We start from the raw sequence: 15,735 nt of genomic DNA, 5'->3' as shown, positions 1-15,735 counted from the left end.
GGGCAACTGTATGTCGCCCGTCCGGGGCCCGGGTGCGTCCCCGGCGCCCTGGCGGCCGCATGCGCGCGCCATGCCGTCACGATCGCGAGACGTACGTCTCTCTGAGTGTAAGTAAGCGAAGAGCTCGGGCTATTAGTAATGCTCGCCTGAGCGCGTCGCCGCGCTTGCAGCTGCATCCTATCGACCTGGTGTTCTACCAGGGCCCTTACCGGAAAGGGAGCTCATCTCGGAGGCGGCTTCCCACTTAGATGCCTTCAGCGGTTATCCGTGCCGGACGTAGCTAGGCGGCGGTGCCGTTGGCCGACAACCGCGTCACCAGAGGTCCGTCCACCCCGGTCCTCTCGTACTAGGGGCAGATCTCCTCAACTCCCTTGCGCCCGCGGAGGATAGGGACCGAACTGTCTCACGACGTTCTGAACCCAGCTCGCGTACCGCTTTAAACGGCGAACAGCCGTACCCTTGGGACCGACTTCAGCCCCAGGATGCGATGAGCCGACATCGAGGTGCCAAACCTTGCCGTCGATGTGGACTCTTGGGCAAGATCAGCCTGTTATCCCCGGAGTACCTTTTATCCGTTGAGCGACGGCCATTCCACTCTGGGCCGCCGGATCACTAGAACCTGCTTTCGCACCTGCCCGACTTGTCAGTCTCGCAGTCAAGCCCGCTTGCACTCTTGCGCTCTCGGGACGGTTGCCGACCGTCCTGAGCGGACCTTACGCGCGCCTCCGTTACGTTTTGGGAGGCGACCGCCCCAGTCAAACTACCCGCCTGGCACGGTCCGCGCGCCGGATCACGGCCGCGCGTTAGGCAGCCGGCACGACGAGGGCGGTATTCCAAGGTCGCCTCCACGGGGGCTTGCGCCCCCGCTTCGATGGCTCCCGCCTATCCTCTACGCGCCGTACCAGATGCCAATGCCAAGCTGCAGTAAAGGTTCACGGGGTCTTTCCGTCCTTCCGCGGGTAGTTCGCATCTTCACGAACAGTACAATTTCACCGGGTCCACGGTTGAGACAGCGCCCAAATCGTTACGCCATTCGTGCAGGTCGGAACTTACCCGACAAGGAATTTCGCTACCTTAGGACCGTTATAGTTACGGCCGCCGTTTACCGGGGCTTGGCTTCAGGGCTTCGCTTGCGCTAACCCATCCGCGTAACCTTCCGGCACCGGGCAGGCGTCAGACCCTATACGTCGCCTTGCGGCTTTGCAGAGTCCTGTGTTTTTGATAAACAGTCGCTTGGGCCGTTTCGCTGCGGCCCCCACTAGCTCCGGACGCGAGGTCCTTCACCGGCGGGGGCGCCCCTTCTCCCGAAGTTACGGGGCCAGTATGCCGAGTTCCTTAACCGTGGTTCTCCCGATCGCCTCGGTATGTTCTACCCGCCCACCTGTGTCGGTTTTGGTACGGGCGCCGACGGCACTCCCTAGAGGTTTTTCTCGGAAGCATGGGCTCACCGGCTTCGCCAAGTCGCTTCGTCTCGCGTCTCAGGCCTACGTGAGGAGCTGATTTCCACGCTCCTCGCCCTACGCGCTTTCACGGGGACGTCCAGAACCCCGCCCGGCTACCCTTCTCCGTCGCCCCATCGGTAGTGCCGCGCCGTCGGCGGTGCGGGAATCTCTGCCCGCTGCGCATCGGCTACGCCTCCCGGCCTCGCCTTAGCTCCCGACTGACCCTGGGGGGATTAGCCTCGCCCAGGAACCCTTAGGCTCACGGCGGCGGCGTTTCTCGCGCCGCTCTCGTTACTCATGCCAGCATTCTCACCTCCGCACGGTCCACCGGGGGTCGCCCCCCGGCTTCTCCCCCTGCGGAGAGCTCCCCTACCACTGAATCTTCAGTCCGCCGCTTCGGCGCATCGCTTAGCCCCGTGAATTGTCGGCGCATGTCCACTCGACCAGTGAGCTGTTACGCACTCTTTAAATGCATGGCTGCTTCTAAGCCAACATCCTGGTTGTCTGGGCAGACGCACATCCTTTGCCACTCAGCGATGACTTGGGGGCCTTAGCGGGCGGTCTGGGCTGTTTCCCTCTCGAGCGCGCAGCTTAGCCCACGCCCTCTGACTCCCGGCCTGTGTACCCGCGGCATTCGGAGTTCGGCTCGAGTCGGTAGGCGGTGAAGCCCCCTCGTCGATCCGGTGGCTCTACCACCGCGGGTGAACGGCCGAGGCTAGCCCTAAAGCTATTTCGGGGAGAACGAGATATCTCCGGGTTTGATTGGCCTTTCACCCCTATCCACGGGTCATCCCCTCCGTTTTCAACCGAAGTGGGTTCGGCCCTCCACGGGGTCTTACCCCCGCTTCAGCCTGCCCATGGATAGCTCACCCGGCTTCGCGTCTGCAGCGTGCGACTCACTCGCCATCTTAAAGGCTCGCTTTCGCTGCGGCTCGTTTACAAACTTAACCTCGCCGCACACCGCAACTCGCTGGCTCATTCTACAAAAGGCACGCCGTCACAATGCAAGATTGCTCCGACTGCTTGTGGGCGCACGGTTTCAGGTACTGTTTCACTCCCCTCCCGGGGTGCTTTTCACCTTTCCCTCACGGTACTGGTTCGCTATCGGTCACAGGAGAGTGTTCAGCCTTGGAGGGTGGTCCCCCCGGCTTCGGACCGGGTTTCACGTGCCCGGCCCTACTCGGGATACGCCGCTGAGGTCCGACAGGTTTCGCGTACGGGGCTCTCACCCGCTGCGGCCGGCCCTTCCATGCCGTTCCGCTACCTGCCGGATTTGTAACCCCACGCAGGAGGGCAGCTCCTGCACGGGCGTCCCGCAACCCCCGGGCGGCAACGCCTGCCGCTTACACGCGCCCGGGTTTGGGCTGGTGCGCTTTCGCTCGCCGCTACTCGCGCAATCTCGGTTGATTTCTCTTCCTCGGGGTACTTAGATGTTTCAGTTCCCCCGGTTGCCTTCGCCCGCCCTATTTGATTCAGGCGGGGATAGCAGGGCATGACCCCTGCTGGGTTCCCCCATTCGGAGACCTGCGGATCAAGGTGTGTTTGCCACTCCCCGCAGCTTATCGCAGCTTGCCGCGTCCTTCGTCGACTTCCTGTGCCAAGGCATCCGCCGTGCGCCCTCGGTATCTTCGCTTTCCTCAGATACCCTAGGCGCCGGGGCCGACAAGGCCCCGGCTTCGTCCTCTGGTTTAGATCTATGAGAATTAAAAATCCGTCGTAAGATAAAAACATACGTTCGCGATCGTGATGAATCGTCGTGTCCATGATGCGAACACCCATCGAACCTAAAGCCTCAGCTTAGGGAATTGATGTAGGTGTTGATCATGTGCGACATTTTCATGTCACGCGCTATGCAGCTGTCAAGGTGCCGGGGGCCCTCGGGGGCCCTCGCAGCCGGATGCTGGGGAATGGAGAAGACGGCCTAGGTTCTCCCTAGAAAGGAGGTGATCCAGCCGCACCTTCCGGTACGGCTACCTTGTTACGACTTCACCCCCCTTACCCTCCACACCTTCGACGCCTCCGCCCCCAGGGGGGGGTTCGGCCGGCGGCTTCGGGTGCAGACGACTCGGGTGGTGTGACGGGCGGTGTGTACAAGGCCCGGGAACGTATTCACCGCGGCGTGCTGATCCGCGATTACTAGCAACTCCGGCTTCACGCAGGCGGGTTGCAGCCTGCGATCCGAACTGGGGCCGGCTTTCCGGGATCCGCTCCCCCTCGCGGGGTGGCAACCCTCTGTACCGGCCATTGTAGCACGTGTGCAGCCCAGGGCATAAGGGGCATGATGACTTGACGTCGTCCCCACCTTCCTCCGGCTTGACGCCGGCAGTCTCCCGCGAGTCCCCAACCTAATGCTGGCAACACGGGACGGGGGTTGCGCTCGTTGCGGGACTTAACCCAACATCTCACGACACGAGCTGACGACAGCCATGCACCACCTGCGCGCCCTCCTCTCGGCCACCGCGTCTCCGCGGCTTCAGGCGCATGTCAAGCCCTGGTAAGGTTCTTCGCGTTGCTTCGAATTAAGCCACATGCTCCGCTGCTTGTGCGGGCCCCCGTCAATTCCTTTGAGTTTTAGCCTTGCGGCCGTACTCCCCAGGCGGGATACTTAATGCGTTGGCTGCGGCACGGAGGGAGGATCCCCCCACACCTAGTATCCATCGTTTACGGCTGGGACTACCAGGGTATCTAATCCTGTTCGCTCCCCCAGCTTTCGCGCCTCAGCGTCAGTGACGGCCCAGAGAGCTGCCTTCGCCATCGGTGTTCTTCCCGATATCTGCGCATTCCACCGCTACACCGGGAATTCCGCTCTCCTCTACCGCACTCGAGCCGCCCAGTCCGGAACCCGGCCCGAGGTTGAGCCCCGGGGTTAGAGGTTCCGCTTAGGCGGCCGCCTACGCGCGCTTTACGCCCAATGAATCCGGATAACGCTCGCCCCCTACGTATTACCGCGGCTGCTGGCACGTAGTTAGCCGGAGCTTCTTCTGCAGGTACCGTCGTAAGGTCTTCCCTGCTGAAAGCGGTTTACGACCCGAGGGCCTTCGTCCCGCACGCGGCGTTGCTGCGTCAGGGTTCCCCCCATTGCGCAAAATTCCCCACTGCTGCCTCCCGTAGGAGTCTGGGCCGTATCTCAGTCCCAATGTGGCCGATCGACCTCTCAGTCCGGCTACCCATCGTCGGCTAGGTGGGCCTCTACCCCGCCTACTACCTAATGGGCCGCGACCCCATCCCGCGCCGTCGGGGCTTTCCCGCCGCCCCCATGCGGGGGCCGCGGAGTATCCGGTATTAGCCGCCGTTTCCAGCGGTTGTCCCGGAGCGCGGGGCAGGTTGGTCACGTGTTACTCACCCGTTCGCCACTGTATGTCCGCCCGAGGGCGGTTTAACCGTTCGACTTGCATGTGTTAGGCACGCCGCCAGCGTTCATCCTGAGCCAGGATCAAACTCTCCGTTCAAACAGCGTCCTTCCGGGCGCCACAGATCGTGTGAGTCTCGATTCTGTTTGAAAACTCTCCGTCGGGGCACGCGGCCCCTGACAGGGAAATTGGTAAAGCTTTTCGCTTCGAATGTCCGTCTGACGCCCGAGATGAATCTCGGGCTTCCATCCTCAGTATCCGGTTGTGAAGGTGCCGCGGGGCCTCTCCCCGCCGCCGTCTCTCGCGAGCGGCGCAAGGAATAAGATTACGCAACCTTGTTCCTTTCGTCAAGGCGTTCACAGAATCCTTACAAACTGTTTGAAGGCCTTGACAGCGGGCGGAGATGTTCTCCGCGCTGCTCTTCTCGTTCCCGAAAAGGCAGCTTGCCTATAATACACGTCATCGCGATATGCGCAAGGGGGTATTTGAAAAAAAATTGGGCGACCGCGCATTCCGCGGTCGCCCAATTTTTTTCCGTGTACAGCGCGGTCATGGTATCCGCACTATACACCCTCTGTGTTTTCGGCGATTGTCTTCCTAGTGAACACTGCAGGACAGGCACGGATCGTAGGCCCGCACGAGCTTCTCGATTTCCAGACGGATCATGGCCTCGTCGTAGTCGGCATCGACCATCTTCTCGGCCAGCTGGGCCATGTCGGCCTCGAGATTCGCAATATTCTGGGCCGTGGGGGTGAGGATACTCGCCCGCTCAACCCGGCCCTCCCCATCCAGATCGAGGATGTGGAACAGGGCCCCGCGCGGGGCCTCGGTGAAGCCCACGCCGCGTCCGGCGCACACGGTAAAGGGCACCGGCGCACTCGGCCCCGCGAAATCGTCGGCCGCCAGGCGCCGGCAGAGGGCGGCGCAGCGATCGAGCACATCCACCAGCTCCACCGCCTGGGCGATATTGTTGGCAAACGGGTTGTACTCCGGTGGGCGCAGGCCCGCCTTGGCCGCCGCATAGCGGGCGTCTTTGCACAGCGCGTCCCAGCTGGCGTTCACACGGGCCAACGCCGCGGTCAGGTAGGGGCGTCCGGTGCGCCGGGCCCGGGCGAGGAAGGCGGCCGAGGAGTGCTGGGGGTATTCCTCGATCTCCTCTTCCACGGCATCGACGGCAAAATCATAGCCCGCGCGCACGAAGCGGGCAGTATCGGAGGTGCACACCGGATAGGCGCCCGGCGCCACCATGGCGAGCAGGTCTCCTTCAGTCTGCACGTCCAGGGTATCGAAGTCGCGGAACAGATCGACGCATTCCAGGGCGAAGGGTCGCGCCCGATCCATGGCATCGGCGAGCCGCAAATACTCCGCCGGCTCTATCTCGTGGGTGAAGCCGCCCACCACCGCCGTGATGGGATGGATGGAGCGGCCGCCCACCAGCGTGCACAGCTCGTTGCCGAGGGCCTTCAACCCGAGCGCCTTCTGCAGCAGCTCGGGATTGACATCGGCCAGGGGAAACACCGACTTGTGCCCGAGGAAGTCGGGAGCGGCGAACACGAACAGGTGCGTGGCGTGGTTCTGCAGAAACGACCCGTACACCAAAAGCTCGCGCAAAGCCTCGGTGCGATCGGACACCTCTACGCCGAAGACCGCCTCGATGGCTCGCAGGTCGGTCACCACATGGCTCGACGAGCAGATGCCGCACACTCGCGAGGCGATGTAGGGCACCTCTTCGTAGCTGCGGCGCCGCACCATGGACTCGAACAAGCGTGCAGGCTCCACGACGGCCATCTCGCAGGTAGTCACCTGCCCGCCCTCGATGACGAGCCGAATATCGCCGTGGCCCTCAACGCGGGCCATGTGCTCGACGGTGATGGATGTGGAAGCCATGGGCTACTCCTTCCCCGCCGCAGCCAGCGCCACGGCGTTGAACATCTGCAAAGCCTCGTCGAAGCGCTCCGGTACGTGCCCCCGCGAGGCCGCAAAGGCGCGGGCGGCGCCCACGTTCGCATCGGGCGAGAGGCCGGCGCAGCCGTTGCAGGCACGCCCAAGGGCCGGGCAGCGGGCACCGCAGCCGGCGCGGGTCACCAACCCCAGGCACATCTGACCGCGCGCGTAGAGGCAGCCGCCCTCGTTGCGCGAGCACTCGCCGCACAGCGCCGAGGTGGCAGCAAGGCGGTTGCTGCCGTAAAGCGCCGCATCCAGCACGCGCACGAAGTCGAAGGGGTCCACCGGGCAGCACGGTACCGTGAAGTCGACGTCGATGACCGCCGACACCGGTGCCGGCGCGCGCAACGAGCCGCAGGCGGCCGGGGTCGACTCCCCGTAGACGGCCGCCGCATGGCCCGCGATGTCGCCTGCGGCCATACCGGGAATGCCGCCGGTGGCCGCGCAGGCGCCTATGGCGATAACCGTACGGGCCCGCTCGCGCAGCCGGCGCACCGTCCGGGCGGCCTCCTCGGTGGTCACCGCGCCCTCGACAACTGCCACGTCGAACTCATCGGGCATGGGGGCCGAGGAGGTGAGCTGCCAGTAGGCCAGATCGATCTGGCCGAGCACCGCCAGCAGATGCTCCTCGATGTTGGTGATGTTGATCTGGCAGCCGAAGCAGCTGGCCAGGCCGGCGAACACCACGCGCGGGGCGCGGGGCGCATCGGTCACGGATTCCCTCTCGCTCATTTACATCGACCCCTGAATGTTCTTGGCCTCCCAGTAGTTGAAGACCGGTCCGTCAATGCAGCAGTACTGGTGCCCGATCTGGCAGTGGCCGCACTTCCCCACGCCGCACTTCATATGGCGCTCGAAGCTCATGTAGATGCGGTCGTAGCTGATGTTCTTCTTCCGCATCTCGGCCACCACGAACCGATACATTACCGGCGGCCCGCACAGGGCACCGAAGGTGTTCTCGGCGTTGATCTCAAGATGTTCGAAGGGCTTGGTGACCAGGCCCTCCTCGCCATCCCACGTTTCGTCGGCGTGGTCGACGGTCAGATACAGGTCGAAGTCCCTACGGTGGCGCCACATCTCGAACTGGTGGCGAAACATGACCTCGGCGGGGTTGCGCGAGCCGTAGATGATGGTCACCTTCCCGAACTCGCTGCGCTCGTCGTGGATGTTGTTGATGAGCGAGCGCAAAGGCGCGATGCCCAGGCCGCCTGCGACGAGCAGCACGTCGTGGCCGCGCATATCGTCGATGGGAAAGCCGCGGCCGAAGGGCCCGCGGATGCCCACGATCTCGCCGCACTGCATCTGGTGGAGCCGCTCGGTGAAGCGGCCGGCGCGCCGCACGCACAGCTCGATGAAGCCGCGCTTGGTGGGCGACGACGAGATGGAGATGGGCGCCTCCCCCACCCCGAAGATGGACAACTCCACGAACTGCCCGGGCGCATGGCAGAAGGCCTCGCGCACCTTGTCGTCCACGAGCCGGAACTCGAAGAGCTTCTCGGTGGCTGTGAGCTCGGTGATGGAGGTGATGCGCGCAGGCCACGGACGGTACGGGTTGGCGCGCATGAGCTCGGCGCCGGTCAACTCGGGCCCGGCGTCGTGGTAGGGATGAACGGCCACCGTAGTCGCGCTATTCGGCATCCTCGGCCCCCTTCCTCTCGAAGAAACGCAGCACCTCGATGGGGCTGATGTCCACCTTGCAGGCCACGGCGCACCGCCCGCAGCCCACGCACAGGCTGCGGTCGTGGGTGGCCAGAAATCCGTTCAGCTTGTGGTACATGCGATGACGCACACGTTGGGCGGGAGCAGAGCGGAAATTGTGGCCGCCGGCCACCATGGCGAACTGGGGCGAGGTGCAGGCGTCCCACACCCGCTCGCGCCGCCCGGTTTTCGCGCCGGGGTCGAGCGTGTCGCGGATATCGAAGCAGTAGCAGGTGGGACACACGTTCGCGCAGGCGTTGCACGACAGGCACCGGCCGCCGAGCTCGTCCCAAAAGCCGTCCTCGTGGAAGGCGTCCATGAGCATGGGAATTTCCTGGATGTCGGGAATGGCGGGGTTGAACGCCTCCTGCCGGGCGCGGGTGGCGGCGCGAAACGCGATGCGGTCGGCGTCGGTGGCCTCGCGCACATCGCAGGCCGCCTCTAAGATGTTGGCCGCAGTGACCGAGCCAATGGACACGAGGAACTTGTCGCCGATGGCGTTCAGGAACAGATCGTAGCCCGGGCGTGCCTCCTCGGAGTCCATGAGGTTGCAGAAGCAGTGCTCGGAGGGCATGCAGCTCACACCCACGATGAGAGTTGCCGCCCGATGGGCCGCGTAGTACGGATCCGGATAACGCGCGTCGTTGAACACGCTGTTGAGGTTCATGATACCGTTGATGTCGCACGCATGCACGCCGAACAGCACCCGCAGGCGCACCTCGTCGACGTAGTCGGTCACGTCGTTGGCAGCCGTGTCGAACTCGAAGAGAGTCTGGATGGCCGGCATGAGGTACTTCTTGGGCGACGCTACGGTGGAGGGATAGTCCAGCTCGATCTCGTCGAAGTCGGAAACGGCGGCGAACACGTATTTCTCGCCGCGCCTGACGGGCGCCACCACCTCGTAGCGCTCCATGAGGGCCGCCACGAGCGAGGGCACGTCCGCGCGGTCGATGACACGGTACAGCATAGGCGATCGAATTCCTTCGGTTTCCTGGGTCTTCTCCTTGGCCCTATGGTAACCGCTCCGAAGCGCTTGTGCGCCGACGGGTCGCCTGACGGCCGAAAAACCAGATGAAGCCTACCTCGCCCCGGGATGGGAGGACCGTCCATCCGCACCCTTCAAGCAGAAGAATCCCCTCCCCGCAGGCAAAGCCGATCCCGCGTTTTTGTTTCCCAAGGAAGAGAATTTGCGCAGTAAACGCCGCGAAGTAGATATGCGAGCCCCCTGCAAGGCGAAAATTCGGCCATTCTCGTGGGAAAAGAGCTGTCAGATCGGCCCATCAGCCCCCTTCGCATCTACTTCGCGGAGTTTACTGCGCAAAACCGGGGAATAGAGAAACAGCGGGAAACCGGAACGGGTTTCCCGCTGCTGCACCTAAGCCTGGACGACTTCGCGCCGGGGCGGACAAGTTGGAGCCGATGGCCCTAGGCGAAGAAGATGCCGATCTCGCGCTCGGCGGACTCGGGGCTGTCGGAGCCGTGGATGACGTTCTCGTCCATAATGAGGCCGAAATCGCCGCGGATGGTGCCCGGGGCGGCCTCGGCCGGGTTGGTGGCGCCCATGAGCGAGCGGCACTTGGCCACCGCGCCCTCACCGGAGACGACCATCTTCACCACCGGGCCGGAGGTGATGTAGGCGATGAGGCCGTCGTAGAAGGGCTTGCCCTCGTGCTCGGCGTAGTTGGCGGCCGCCTGCTCGGGAGTGACCATGCCGAGCTCCATGCGCTCGATGGTAAGACCGGCGCGCTCGAAGCGGTTGATGATCTCGCCGATATGGCCGTTGCGCACGCCGTCGGGCTTGATCATGGAGTAAGTCTGCTGGATTGCCATGGGTGTCCTTTCAAGATACGGGATCGTTCATGCAAACGGCCCGCGCACTGGGCGCGAGCCGAGGATGCCGGGAGAAAGCCCGCGCCTTTAGCTCTGGCTCGGGAAGTACAGCTCGACGTTCGAGACCTTCCAGCCGATGCCGTCGCGCACCATCGAGATCTGGTACTGCACCGAACCGCCGCCCTCGGTGGTCGCCGTCGCGTAGACGGTGGAATCGGCCATGGAGCGGTTGACGCCGTCGATCTTCACGTTCGGGTCGGCCACAACCGGATCGATCATGCCGTCGATCTTGCTCGCATCCACATCGGGGGCGAACGCCGATTCCTTGGCGGCGGACGGATCGGCGAACATCGACTTCACCACATCCTGCTGGGTGGGCCAACCATAGCCCTGGATGTAGGCGAACACGCCGCCGGCAGCGGCCAGCACAATGACGACCACGAAGAACAGTAGGATCTTCAGCCCCACGTTGCGTCGCTTGCGGTCCTGCTTGGCCAGACCGCGCGACCACTGCTCAAGCTCGGCGTCGGTAGCCGTGAAGAAGCGGTCGTTGTCGACGTTCTCGTAGGCGCCCACGTAACCCGGAAAGTTTGCAGGATCGGCCTCGTAGGGCTCGTCGTAGTAGAACGGCTCGGCCGCCTCGCCCTCGTAGACCTCCATGTCGTAGACGCTCGTGCCGTCGGCGGCCACGTCGAGGCCGGACATATCGGCCAACTGGAGGACCTGGGTAGCCTGGTTCTGCTCGGACGTGCCCTGGGCCACGGCGGCCACGGCGCGCTGGTAGTCGACGCTCGCGGAGTCGGACAGGAAGTAGGTCTTGTCGGCGATAGCCTCCTCGAAGGCGTGCACTGCCTTCTCCATCTGGCCGCAGGCCACATAGGCCTGGCCGAGCGAGGCCTGCAGCTTGTTGCGCGTGGACGAGAGCATGTCGAACTGCATGGCGCTCTCGTAGGAGGCCACCGCATCGGCTGGGCGGTTCAGGGCCATGAAGCACACGCCGAGGTTCAAAAGCGCCTTGGTGGGATCGGGGTTGGCCTCGTCGAGGGCGGCCTCGCGGAAGGCCACGCCGGCTTCAGCGGATTTGCCGAGCTTCATGAGCGCATTGCCCATGCCCATGTAGGACTTGTAGGGCGTGGGGTTGGCCTCGTCGGCCACCGACTGCTCGAAGTAGCGGATGGCGTTCTGGTAGTCGCGCAGCGAGGCGTAGGCCATGCCGAGGTTGCACTCCACCGTGCCCATGGCGCCGTAGGCCGTGTCGGCCGTGGCCTGGCTGTAAGCCTGGATGGCCTCCCCCGGGTTCTTCAGCTTGACGAGGCAGTTGCCGATCTGATGGTACAGAAGGCCCATCTCGCCCGGGGCCAAGGGAGCGGTGGTGTCCTGCAAGCATTCCGTGAACGTCATCAACGCGCCGCGGTAGTCACGCAAGCGGTAGCGCTCGTTGGCACGATCGAATAACTCGTTGTTCATAGACTTCCTTCGCTTCGCTCATCTTGCGGACACGCGGCATGCAAGCCGCGCGTCCCGTGCCCGGGATGCGCCCGGAACCATAGTAGGTGGTCAGCGCCCTGCTTAGGCGGCGGCGTTCTCGATGGTCACCGATTCGATGACGTCGCCGGCACGGAGCTGGCCGATGACGTCCTTGCCCTCGATGGTCTGGCCGAACACCGTGTAGCCGGAGTCCAGGTTGTGCTGGGGGCCCAGGCACAGGTAGAACTGGGAGCCGGCGGAGTTTGGGTCCATGGAGCGGGCCATGGCCAGGGCACCGTCCTCATGCTTGTTGTTGGGGTTGGTGGTGTACTCCTCCTTGATGGAGTAGCCGGGGTTGCCGGTGCCGAAGGGGGCGAAACCGGCGGCGCGGCCGGCGGCCACCTGCTCGGGCGTGGCCTCGCGGGTGTTGGGGCAGCCGCCCTGGATGACGAAGCCCGGCACATAGCGGTGGAACTTCAGGCCGTCGTAGAAGCCCTTCTGGGCGAGCTCGACGAAGTTGCCCACGTGGATGGGGGCGTCGGCGCCGGCCAGCTGCACGCGGATAGCGCCCTTGGAGGTGTTGATGACGGCGATCTCCTCGCCGGTGGGCTGATACTCGGGAGTGTAGAGAGCCATGGGCTCCTCCTTTTCGTCGGTGACGCATCGCCGCATCGCGCCCGTGGCGCCCTACGGCTCGTTTCTTCACATACGGTGACTGATTCTAACAGGTTAACGGGCGCGCCGCTCAAAAATGCTAACCACTTCCACATGGTAGGTCTGGGGGAACAGGTCGACGGGCGTTGCGGCAGCCAATCGGTAGCCGGCGCCCTCGAAACGGGCGACGTCGCGCGCCCAGGTCTGGGGGTCGCAGCTCACGTAGGCCACTTGACGCGGGCCGGCCTCGGCGATGGACTCCACCACGCCGTCGGCCAGGCCGGCGCGGGGCGGATCCACCACGAGCGCGTCCAGCTCGCCGAGCTCGGGCAGCTCGCGGGCCGCATCTCCCCCCACCACCTCGATTTCGACCCCGGCCCGCTCGGCGTTGCGGCGCAGATCGCGCACGGAACTGGCGGCCGCCTCCACGGCCACCACATCGGCGCCGGCGGCGGCAAGGGGCACCGAGAACGTGCCGCCGCCCGCGTACAGGTCGGCCACGTAATCGCCGCAGGCGATGCCGAGCCCCTCCTGCACCAAGGTGATCAGCTTCTCGGCTTGAGCGGTATTGACCTGGAAGAACGAGGGCGCGCTCGTGAGGAAGCGCTCGCCGGCGAGCTCCTCCTCCCAGCAGCCCTTGCCCGAGAGCGCCTCGACCTTCTTCACCTTGCGCGCGCGGCCCGGCTCGGCCAGCACGCGCACAAGCGACGTGTTCTTGCAGGCGCTCGCCAGCAGCTTCGCGGCCTGGGCGCGGGGAAAGGCCGACGGGGGCGTCCACAGGGCGATCTCCACATCCTTCGTGCGCAGGCTGCCGCGCACGCCCACACGGAAGATGCCCAAGTCCTCGTTGCCCGCCAGAAAGCGCAACGCCCCGCGCAGGGCCTTGGGAGCGCCGGCGATGAGGCGGTTGGCCAGCGGGCACGTATCCAGCGGCACCACCGCCTCTCCCCCCTCGGGCCGCATGCCCAGCACGAGCCGCCCGGCTGCATCGGCGCCGCAGGCCAGCTCCAACTTGTTGCGGTAACCCCACTCGCGCTTCGAGGGCACGCATGGCGCCACGAGGCCCTCGGCGCGCTCGCGCTCGAGACGGCCCGTGCGCACGAGCGCGTCCACCACGTTGGCGCGCTTGGCGTCAAGCTGGGCCGCATAGGACAGATGGGCCCAGGGACACCCCCCGCAGCCGGCCGCGCAAGGGGCGTCCACGCGCGCCGGCGACGGCTCGACCACCGTCGCGACGCGACCGCGGGCAAAGCGGGGCTTGACCTCGACGAGGTCGACCTCGACGACATCGCCGGGAGCCGCGCCCTCCACGAACACCGTCTTCCCATCGGCAAGGCGCCCCACCGCGGCGCTTCCGTAGCTCATACGGTCGATGCGAACGGTCTCGGTCATAGCATCTCCTTCTGGCAGCGACTACCGGCCCCGAGCGCACCGGAGCCAAAAAGAAAAGGCGAACCTGCGCGGTTCGCCCCGATCTATCATGGTGCCCCCAACGGGAATCGAACCCGTGTCTCAGCCTTGAAAGGGCCGCGTCCTGACCTCTAGACTATGGGGACGTGCAAAATAGCTTGAATAGTATGACAGACCAGTCGCGCTTTGGCAAGATTTCATCTGGGAATTTTTTATCAACTTGCCAACGTGTCTTGCGAAACGGCGCTCCGCGGGCGCACAATGGCCGGGTACCGTGAAAATCCCGGGCAACCCGGTGAAGCGTCAGAAGGAATCATGAGGCATCTCATACAGCAGTTTATGAAGTTCGGCATCGTAGGCGTAATCGCATTCGCGATCGACTACGGCCTGATGGTGGCCTTGACCGAGCTGGCCGGCGTGGAGTACCTCCTGTCGGCGTCCATCTCGTTTACCGTGTCGGTGATATTCAACTACCTGGCCTCCATGCGCTACGTGTTCACCCACAAAGAAGGGCTTTCCCGCCATCGCGAGTTCGTTATCTTCGTGGTGCTCTCCGTTATCGGCCTGGGAATCAACGATGCGCTGATGTGGCTGGGCACCTCGCTGCTCGGCATCAGCTATCTGATCACGAAGATCGGCGCGACGGCCGTCGTCATGGTGTACAACTTCGTCACCCGCAAGAAGTTCCTCGACGCGGGGGCGGGCGCTCCCGACGAGCGCACCGCCGATGACGCCGGCGACGTCGAGCCGATCGCTCTGCGCGGATAGCCCATGGCCGCGCTATCACCTCGTCTTTCCGGCCCGATCGCCCTGATCGCCAACCCCGCCGCCCAGAACGGCCGCGGGGCCTGGACGGCTGTGGAGGCGGCGAGCCGCCTGAGCGCACGCGTCGGCGACCAGGGGTTTTACCTGCTGCTGACCGAGAGGCCGGGCCATGCCACCGAGCTTGCGGCCGAGCTGCCCCCCGAAACGGCGGCTGTGATCGCCCTCGGCGGCGACGGCCTGGTCAACGAGGTGGCCTGCGGTCTGATGAAACGCGGGAGAGCCGACCGCCCTCCGCTCGCCGTTATCCCCGCGGGCTCGGGCAACGACTACGCCGCAACACTCGGCATGGCTGCGAGCCTGCCCCGGGCCATCGACCAGATACTGGAATTCCGCACGGGTCCAGCCGATATCGGCCAGGTCAACGACCGATATTTCGTGGAGACGCTCTCCTTCGGCCTGGATGCCGCCATCGCCCTCGATACGGTAGAGCGGCGCGTGCGCACCGGGGGCGCAGGCACGCGGCTGTACCTGGAGGCGGCGATTGACCAGCTCTTCCATCACTTGAGCACCTATCGTTTTCGCGCTGCCATCCAGCGAGAGACCCCAAAGCCGGCTCCGCGGGAAAGCGGCGCCGACGGCGCATCCGGCCCCTCCGTCGTCGAAGGCGAGGCCTATCTCTTCGCCGTGCAGATCGGCCCCACCTACGGCGGCCATTTCCGCATCGCCCCCCAGGCGGTCATCGATGACGGGCTCCTCGATTTATGCTGGGCCACGCCGCACTTGGGCCCCTGGAAGGCGCTCGCGGTGCTCCTTGCGGCCAAAGGCGGCCATCATACGGGCAATTCCCATATTCACCTGGCCCAAGCACCCGCGCTCGTCCTCGATTTCTCCGACGAGCCGCCGGCGCAGGTCGACGGCGAGAAGATCGAGGGGACGCATTTCGAGATATCGTGCATCCCCGACGCCCTCACGGTCATTCGCGGCCGATAAGCCTCGCTAGGCCCCTGCCATCCGTGGGGTATTTTGGAGTTTTCGGCCAGGCACCGGGAATTTGCCCTATAATAGCCTGCGCCCCTTATCGGGGCACCGTGAGCCGCCCTCGTAGCTCAGGGGATAGAGCACTTGCCTCCGGAGCAAGGTGCCGCAGGTTCGAATCCTGTCGAGGGCACCACCAA

At 64.7% G+C, this 15,735-nt stretch carries 10 protein-coding genes, 2 tRNA genes and 2 rRNA genes; 3 read left to right on the top strand and 11 right to left on the bottom strand.

The genetic code is table 11. The features are described 5' to 3' along the window. Window positions 1–112: 112 nt before the first annotated feature. From C811_RS05990 to C811_RS05940, 11 genes are all read right to left on the bottom strand, one after another. Window positions 113–3,075 (bottom strand): 23S ribosomal RNA (locus C811_RS05990). A gap of 303 nt (window positions 3,076–3,378) precedes the next feature. Then, window positions 3,379–4,891, bottom strand: a 16S ribosomal RNA gene (locus C811_RS05985). The 16S and 23S rRNA genes sit together here, the layout of an rRNA operon. 498 nt (window positions 4,892–5,389) lie before the next feature. Beyond that, window positions 5,390–6,679, bottom strand: a complete 1,290-nt coding sequence (locus C811_RS05980) for a Ni/Fe hydrogenase subunit alpha (RefSeq protein WP_016308610.1) — start codon at window positions 6,677–6,679, stop codon at window positions 5,390–5,392. A gap of 3 nt (window positions 6,680–6,682) precedes the next feature. Beyond that, window positions 6,683–7,468: an NADH-quinone oxidoreductase subunit B family protein gene (locus tag C811_RS05975; RefSeq protein ID WP_022926390.1), complete on the bottom strand. Its 786-nt coding sequence runs from the start codon at window positions 7,466–7,468 to the stop codon at window positions 6,683–6,685. Further along, window positions 7,469–8,374: an FAD/NAD(P)-binding protein gene (locus C811_RS05970; RefSeq protein ID WP_016308608.1), complete on the bottom strand. Its 906-nt coding sequence runs from the start codon at window positions 8,372–8,374 to the stop codon at window positions 7,469–7,471. Continuing rightward, entirely contained in the window at window positions 8,364–9,401 is a 1,038-nt protein-coding gene (locus C811_RS05965) for a 4Fe-4S dicluster domain-containing protein (RefSeq protein ID WP_016308607.1), read from the bottom strand. The genes C811_RS05970 and C811_RS05965 overlap by 11 nt, the downstream gene beginning before the upstream one ends. Window positions 9,402–9,859: 458 nt before the next feature. After that, a complete protein-coding gene (ndk, locus tag C811_RS05960) occupies window positions 9,860–10,264 on the bottom strand; it encodes a nucleoside-diphosphate kinase (protein ID WP_016308606.1) in 405 nt (134 codons plus the stop codon). Between the two features lie 87 nt (window positions 10,265–10,351). Continuing rightward, on the bottom strand, window positions 10,352–11,731 hold the full coding sequence (locus tag C811_RS05955; RefSeq protein WP_016308605.1) for a tetratricopeptide repeat protein: 1,380 nt from the start codon (window positions 11,729–11,731) through the stop codon (window positions 10,352–10,354). Window positions 11,732–11,833: 102 nt separating this feature from the next. Continuing rightward, window positions 11,834–12,367, bottom strand: coding sequence for a peptidylprolyl isomerase (locus C811_RS05950; protein ID WP_016308604.1), 534 nt, complete (start codon window positions 12,365–12,367; stop codon window positions 11,834–11,836). A 93-nt stretch (window positions 12,368–12,460) separates the two neighbouring features. Beyond that, window positions 12,461–13,777, bottom strand: a complete 1,317-nt coding sequence (gene rlmD / locus C811_RS05945) for a 23S rRNA (uracil(1939)-C(5))-methyltransferase RlmD (RefSeq protein WP_016308603.1) — start codon at window positions 13,775–13,777, stop codon at window positions 12,461–12,463. Window positions 13,778–13,866: 89 nt separating this feature from the next. Beyond that, window positions 13,867–13,941: transfer RNA gene (locus C811_RS05940), tRNA-Glu, on the bottom strand. A 169-nt stretch (window positions 13,942–14,110) separates the two neighbouring features. On the opposite strand from C811_RS05940, the gene C811_RS05935 reads away from it, so the two are divergent. From C811_RS05935 to C811_RS05925, 3 genes are all read left to right on the top strand, one after another. Further along, a complete protein-coding gene (locus C811_RS05935; RefSeq protein ID WP_016308602.1) occupies window positions 14,111–14,563 on the top strand; it encodes a GtrA family protein in 453 nt (150 codons plus the stop codon). Window positions 14,564–14,566: 3 nt separating this feature from the next. Then, window positions 14,567–15,550, top strand: coding sequence for a diacylglycerol/lipid kinase family protein (locus C811_RS05930; RefSeq protein ID WP_016308601.1), 984 nt, complete (start codon window positions 14,567–14,569; stop codon window positions 15,548–15,550). 105 nt (window positions 15,551–15,655) lie between these two features. Further along, a tRNA-Arg gene (locus tag C811_RS05925) sits at window positions 15,656–15,731 on the top strand. The last annotated feature ends 4 nt before the right edge of the window (window positions 15,732–15,735 follow it).

Source organism: Adlercreutzia caecimuris B7, assembly GCF_000403355.2.
Lineage (GTDB): Bacteria > Actinomycetota > Coriobacteriia > Coriobacteriales > Eggerthellaceae > Adlercreutzia > Adlercreutzia caecimuris.
Note: the sequence above shows the minus strand (reverse complement) of the source record. Positions and strands in the feature narration are given on the sequence as shown.

Coding starts and splice junctions, on each gene's coding strand:
- ndk (WP_016308606.1), bottom strand. CDS start 10,264: ATGGCAATCCAGCAGACTTACTCCATGATCAAGCCCGACGGCGTGCGC.
- C811_RS05930 (WP_016308601.1), top strand. CDS start 14,567: ATGGCCGCGCTATCACCTCGTCTTTCCGGCCCGATCGCCCTGATCGCC.
- C811_RS05935 (WP_016308602.1), top strand. CDS start 14,111: ATGAGGCATCTCATACAGCAGTTTATGAAGTTCGGCATCGTAGGCGTA.
- C811_RS05955 (WP_016308605.1), bottom strand. CDS start 11,731: ATGAACAACGAGTTATTCGATCGTGCCAACGAGCGCTACCGCTTGCGT.
- C811_RS05970 (WP_016308608.1), bottom strand. CDS start 8,374: ATGCCGAATAGCGCGACTACGGTGGCCGTTCATCCCTACCACGACGCC.
- C811_RS05975 (WP_022926390.1), bottom strand. CDS start 7,468: ATGAGCGAGAGGGAATCCGTGACCGATGCGCCCCGCGCCCCGCGCGTG.
- C811_RS05965 (WP_016308607.1), bottom strand. CDS start 9,401: ATGCTGTACCGTGTCATCGACCGCGCGGACGTGCCCTCGCTCGTGGCG.
- C811_RS05950 (WP_016308604.1), bottom strand. CDS start 12,367: ATGGCTCTCTACACTCCCGAGTATCAGCCCACCGGCGAGGAGATCGCC.
- rlmD (WP_016308603.1), bottom strand. CDS start 13,777: ATGACCGAGACCGTTCGCATCGACCGTATGAGCTACGGAAGCGCCGCG.
- C811_RS05980 (WP_016308610.1), bottom strand. CDS start 6,679: ATGGCTTCCACATCCATCACCGTCGAGCACATGGCCCGCGTTGAGGGC.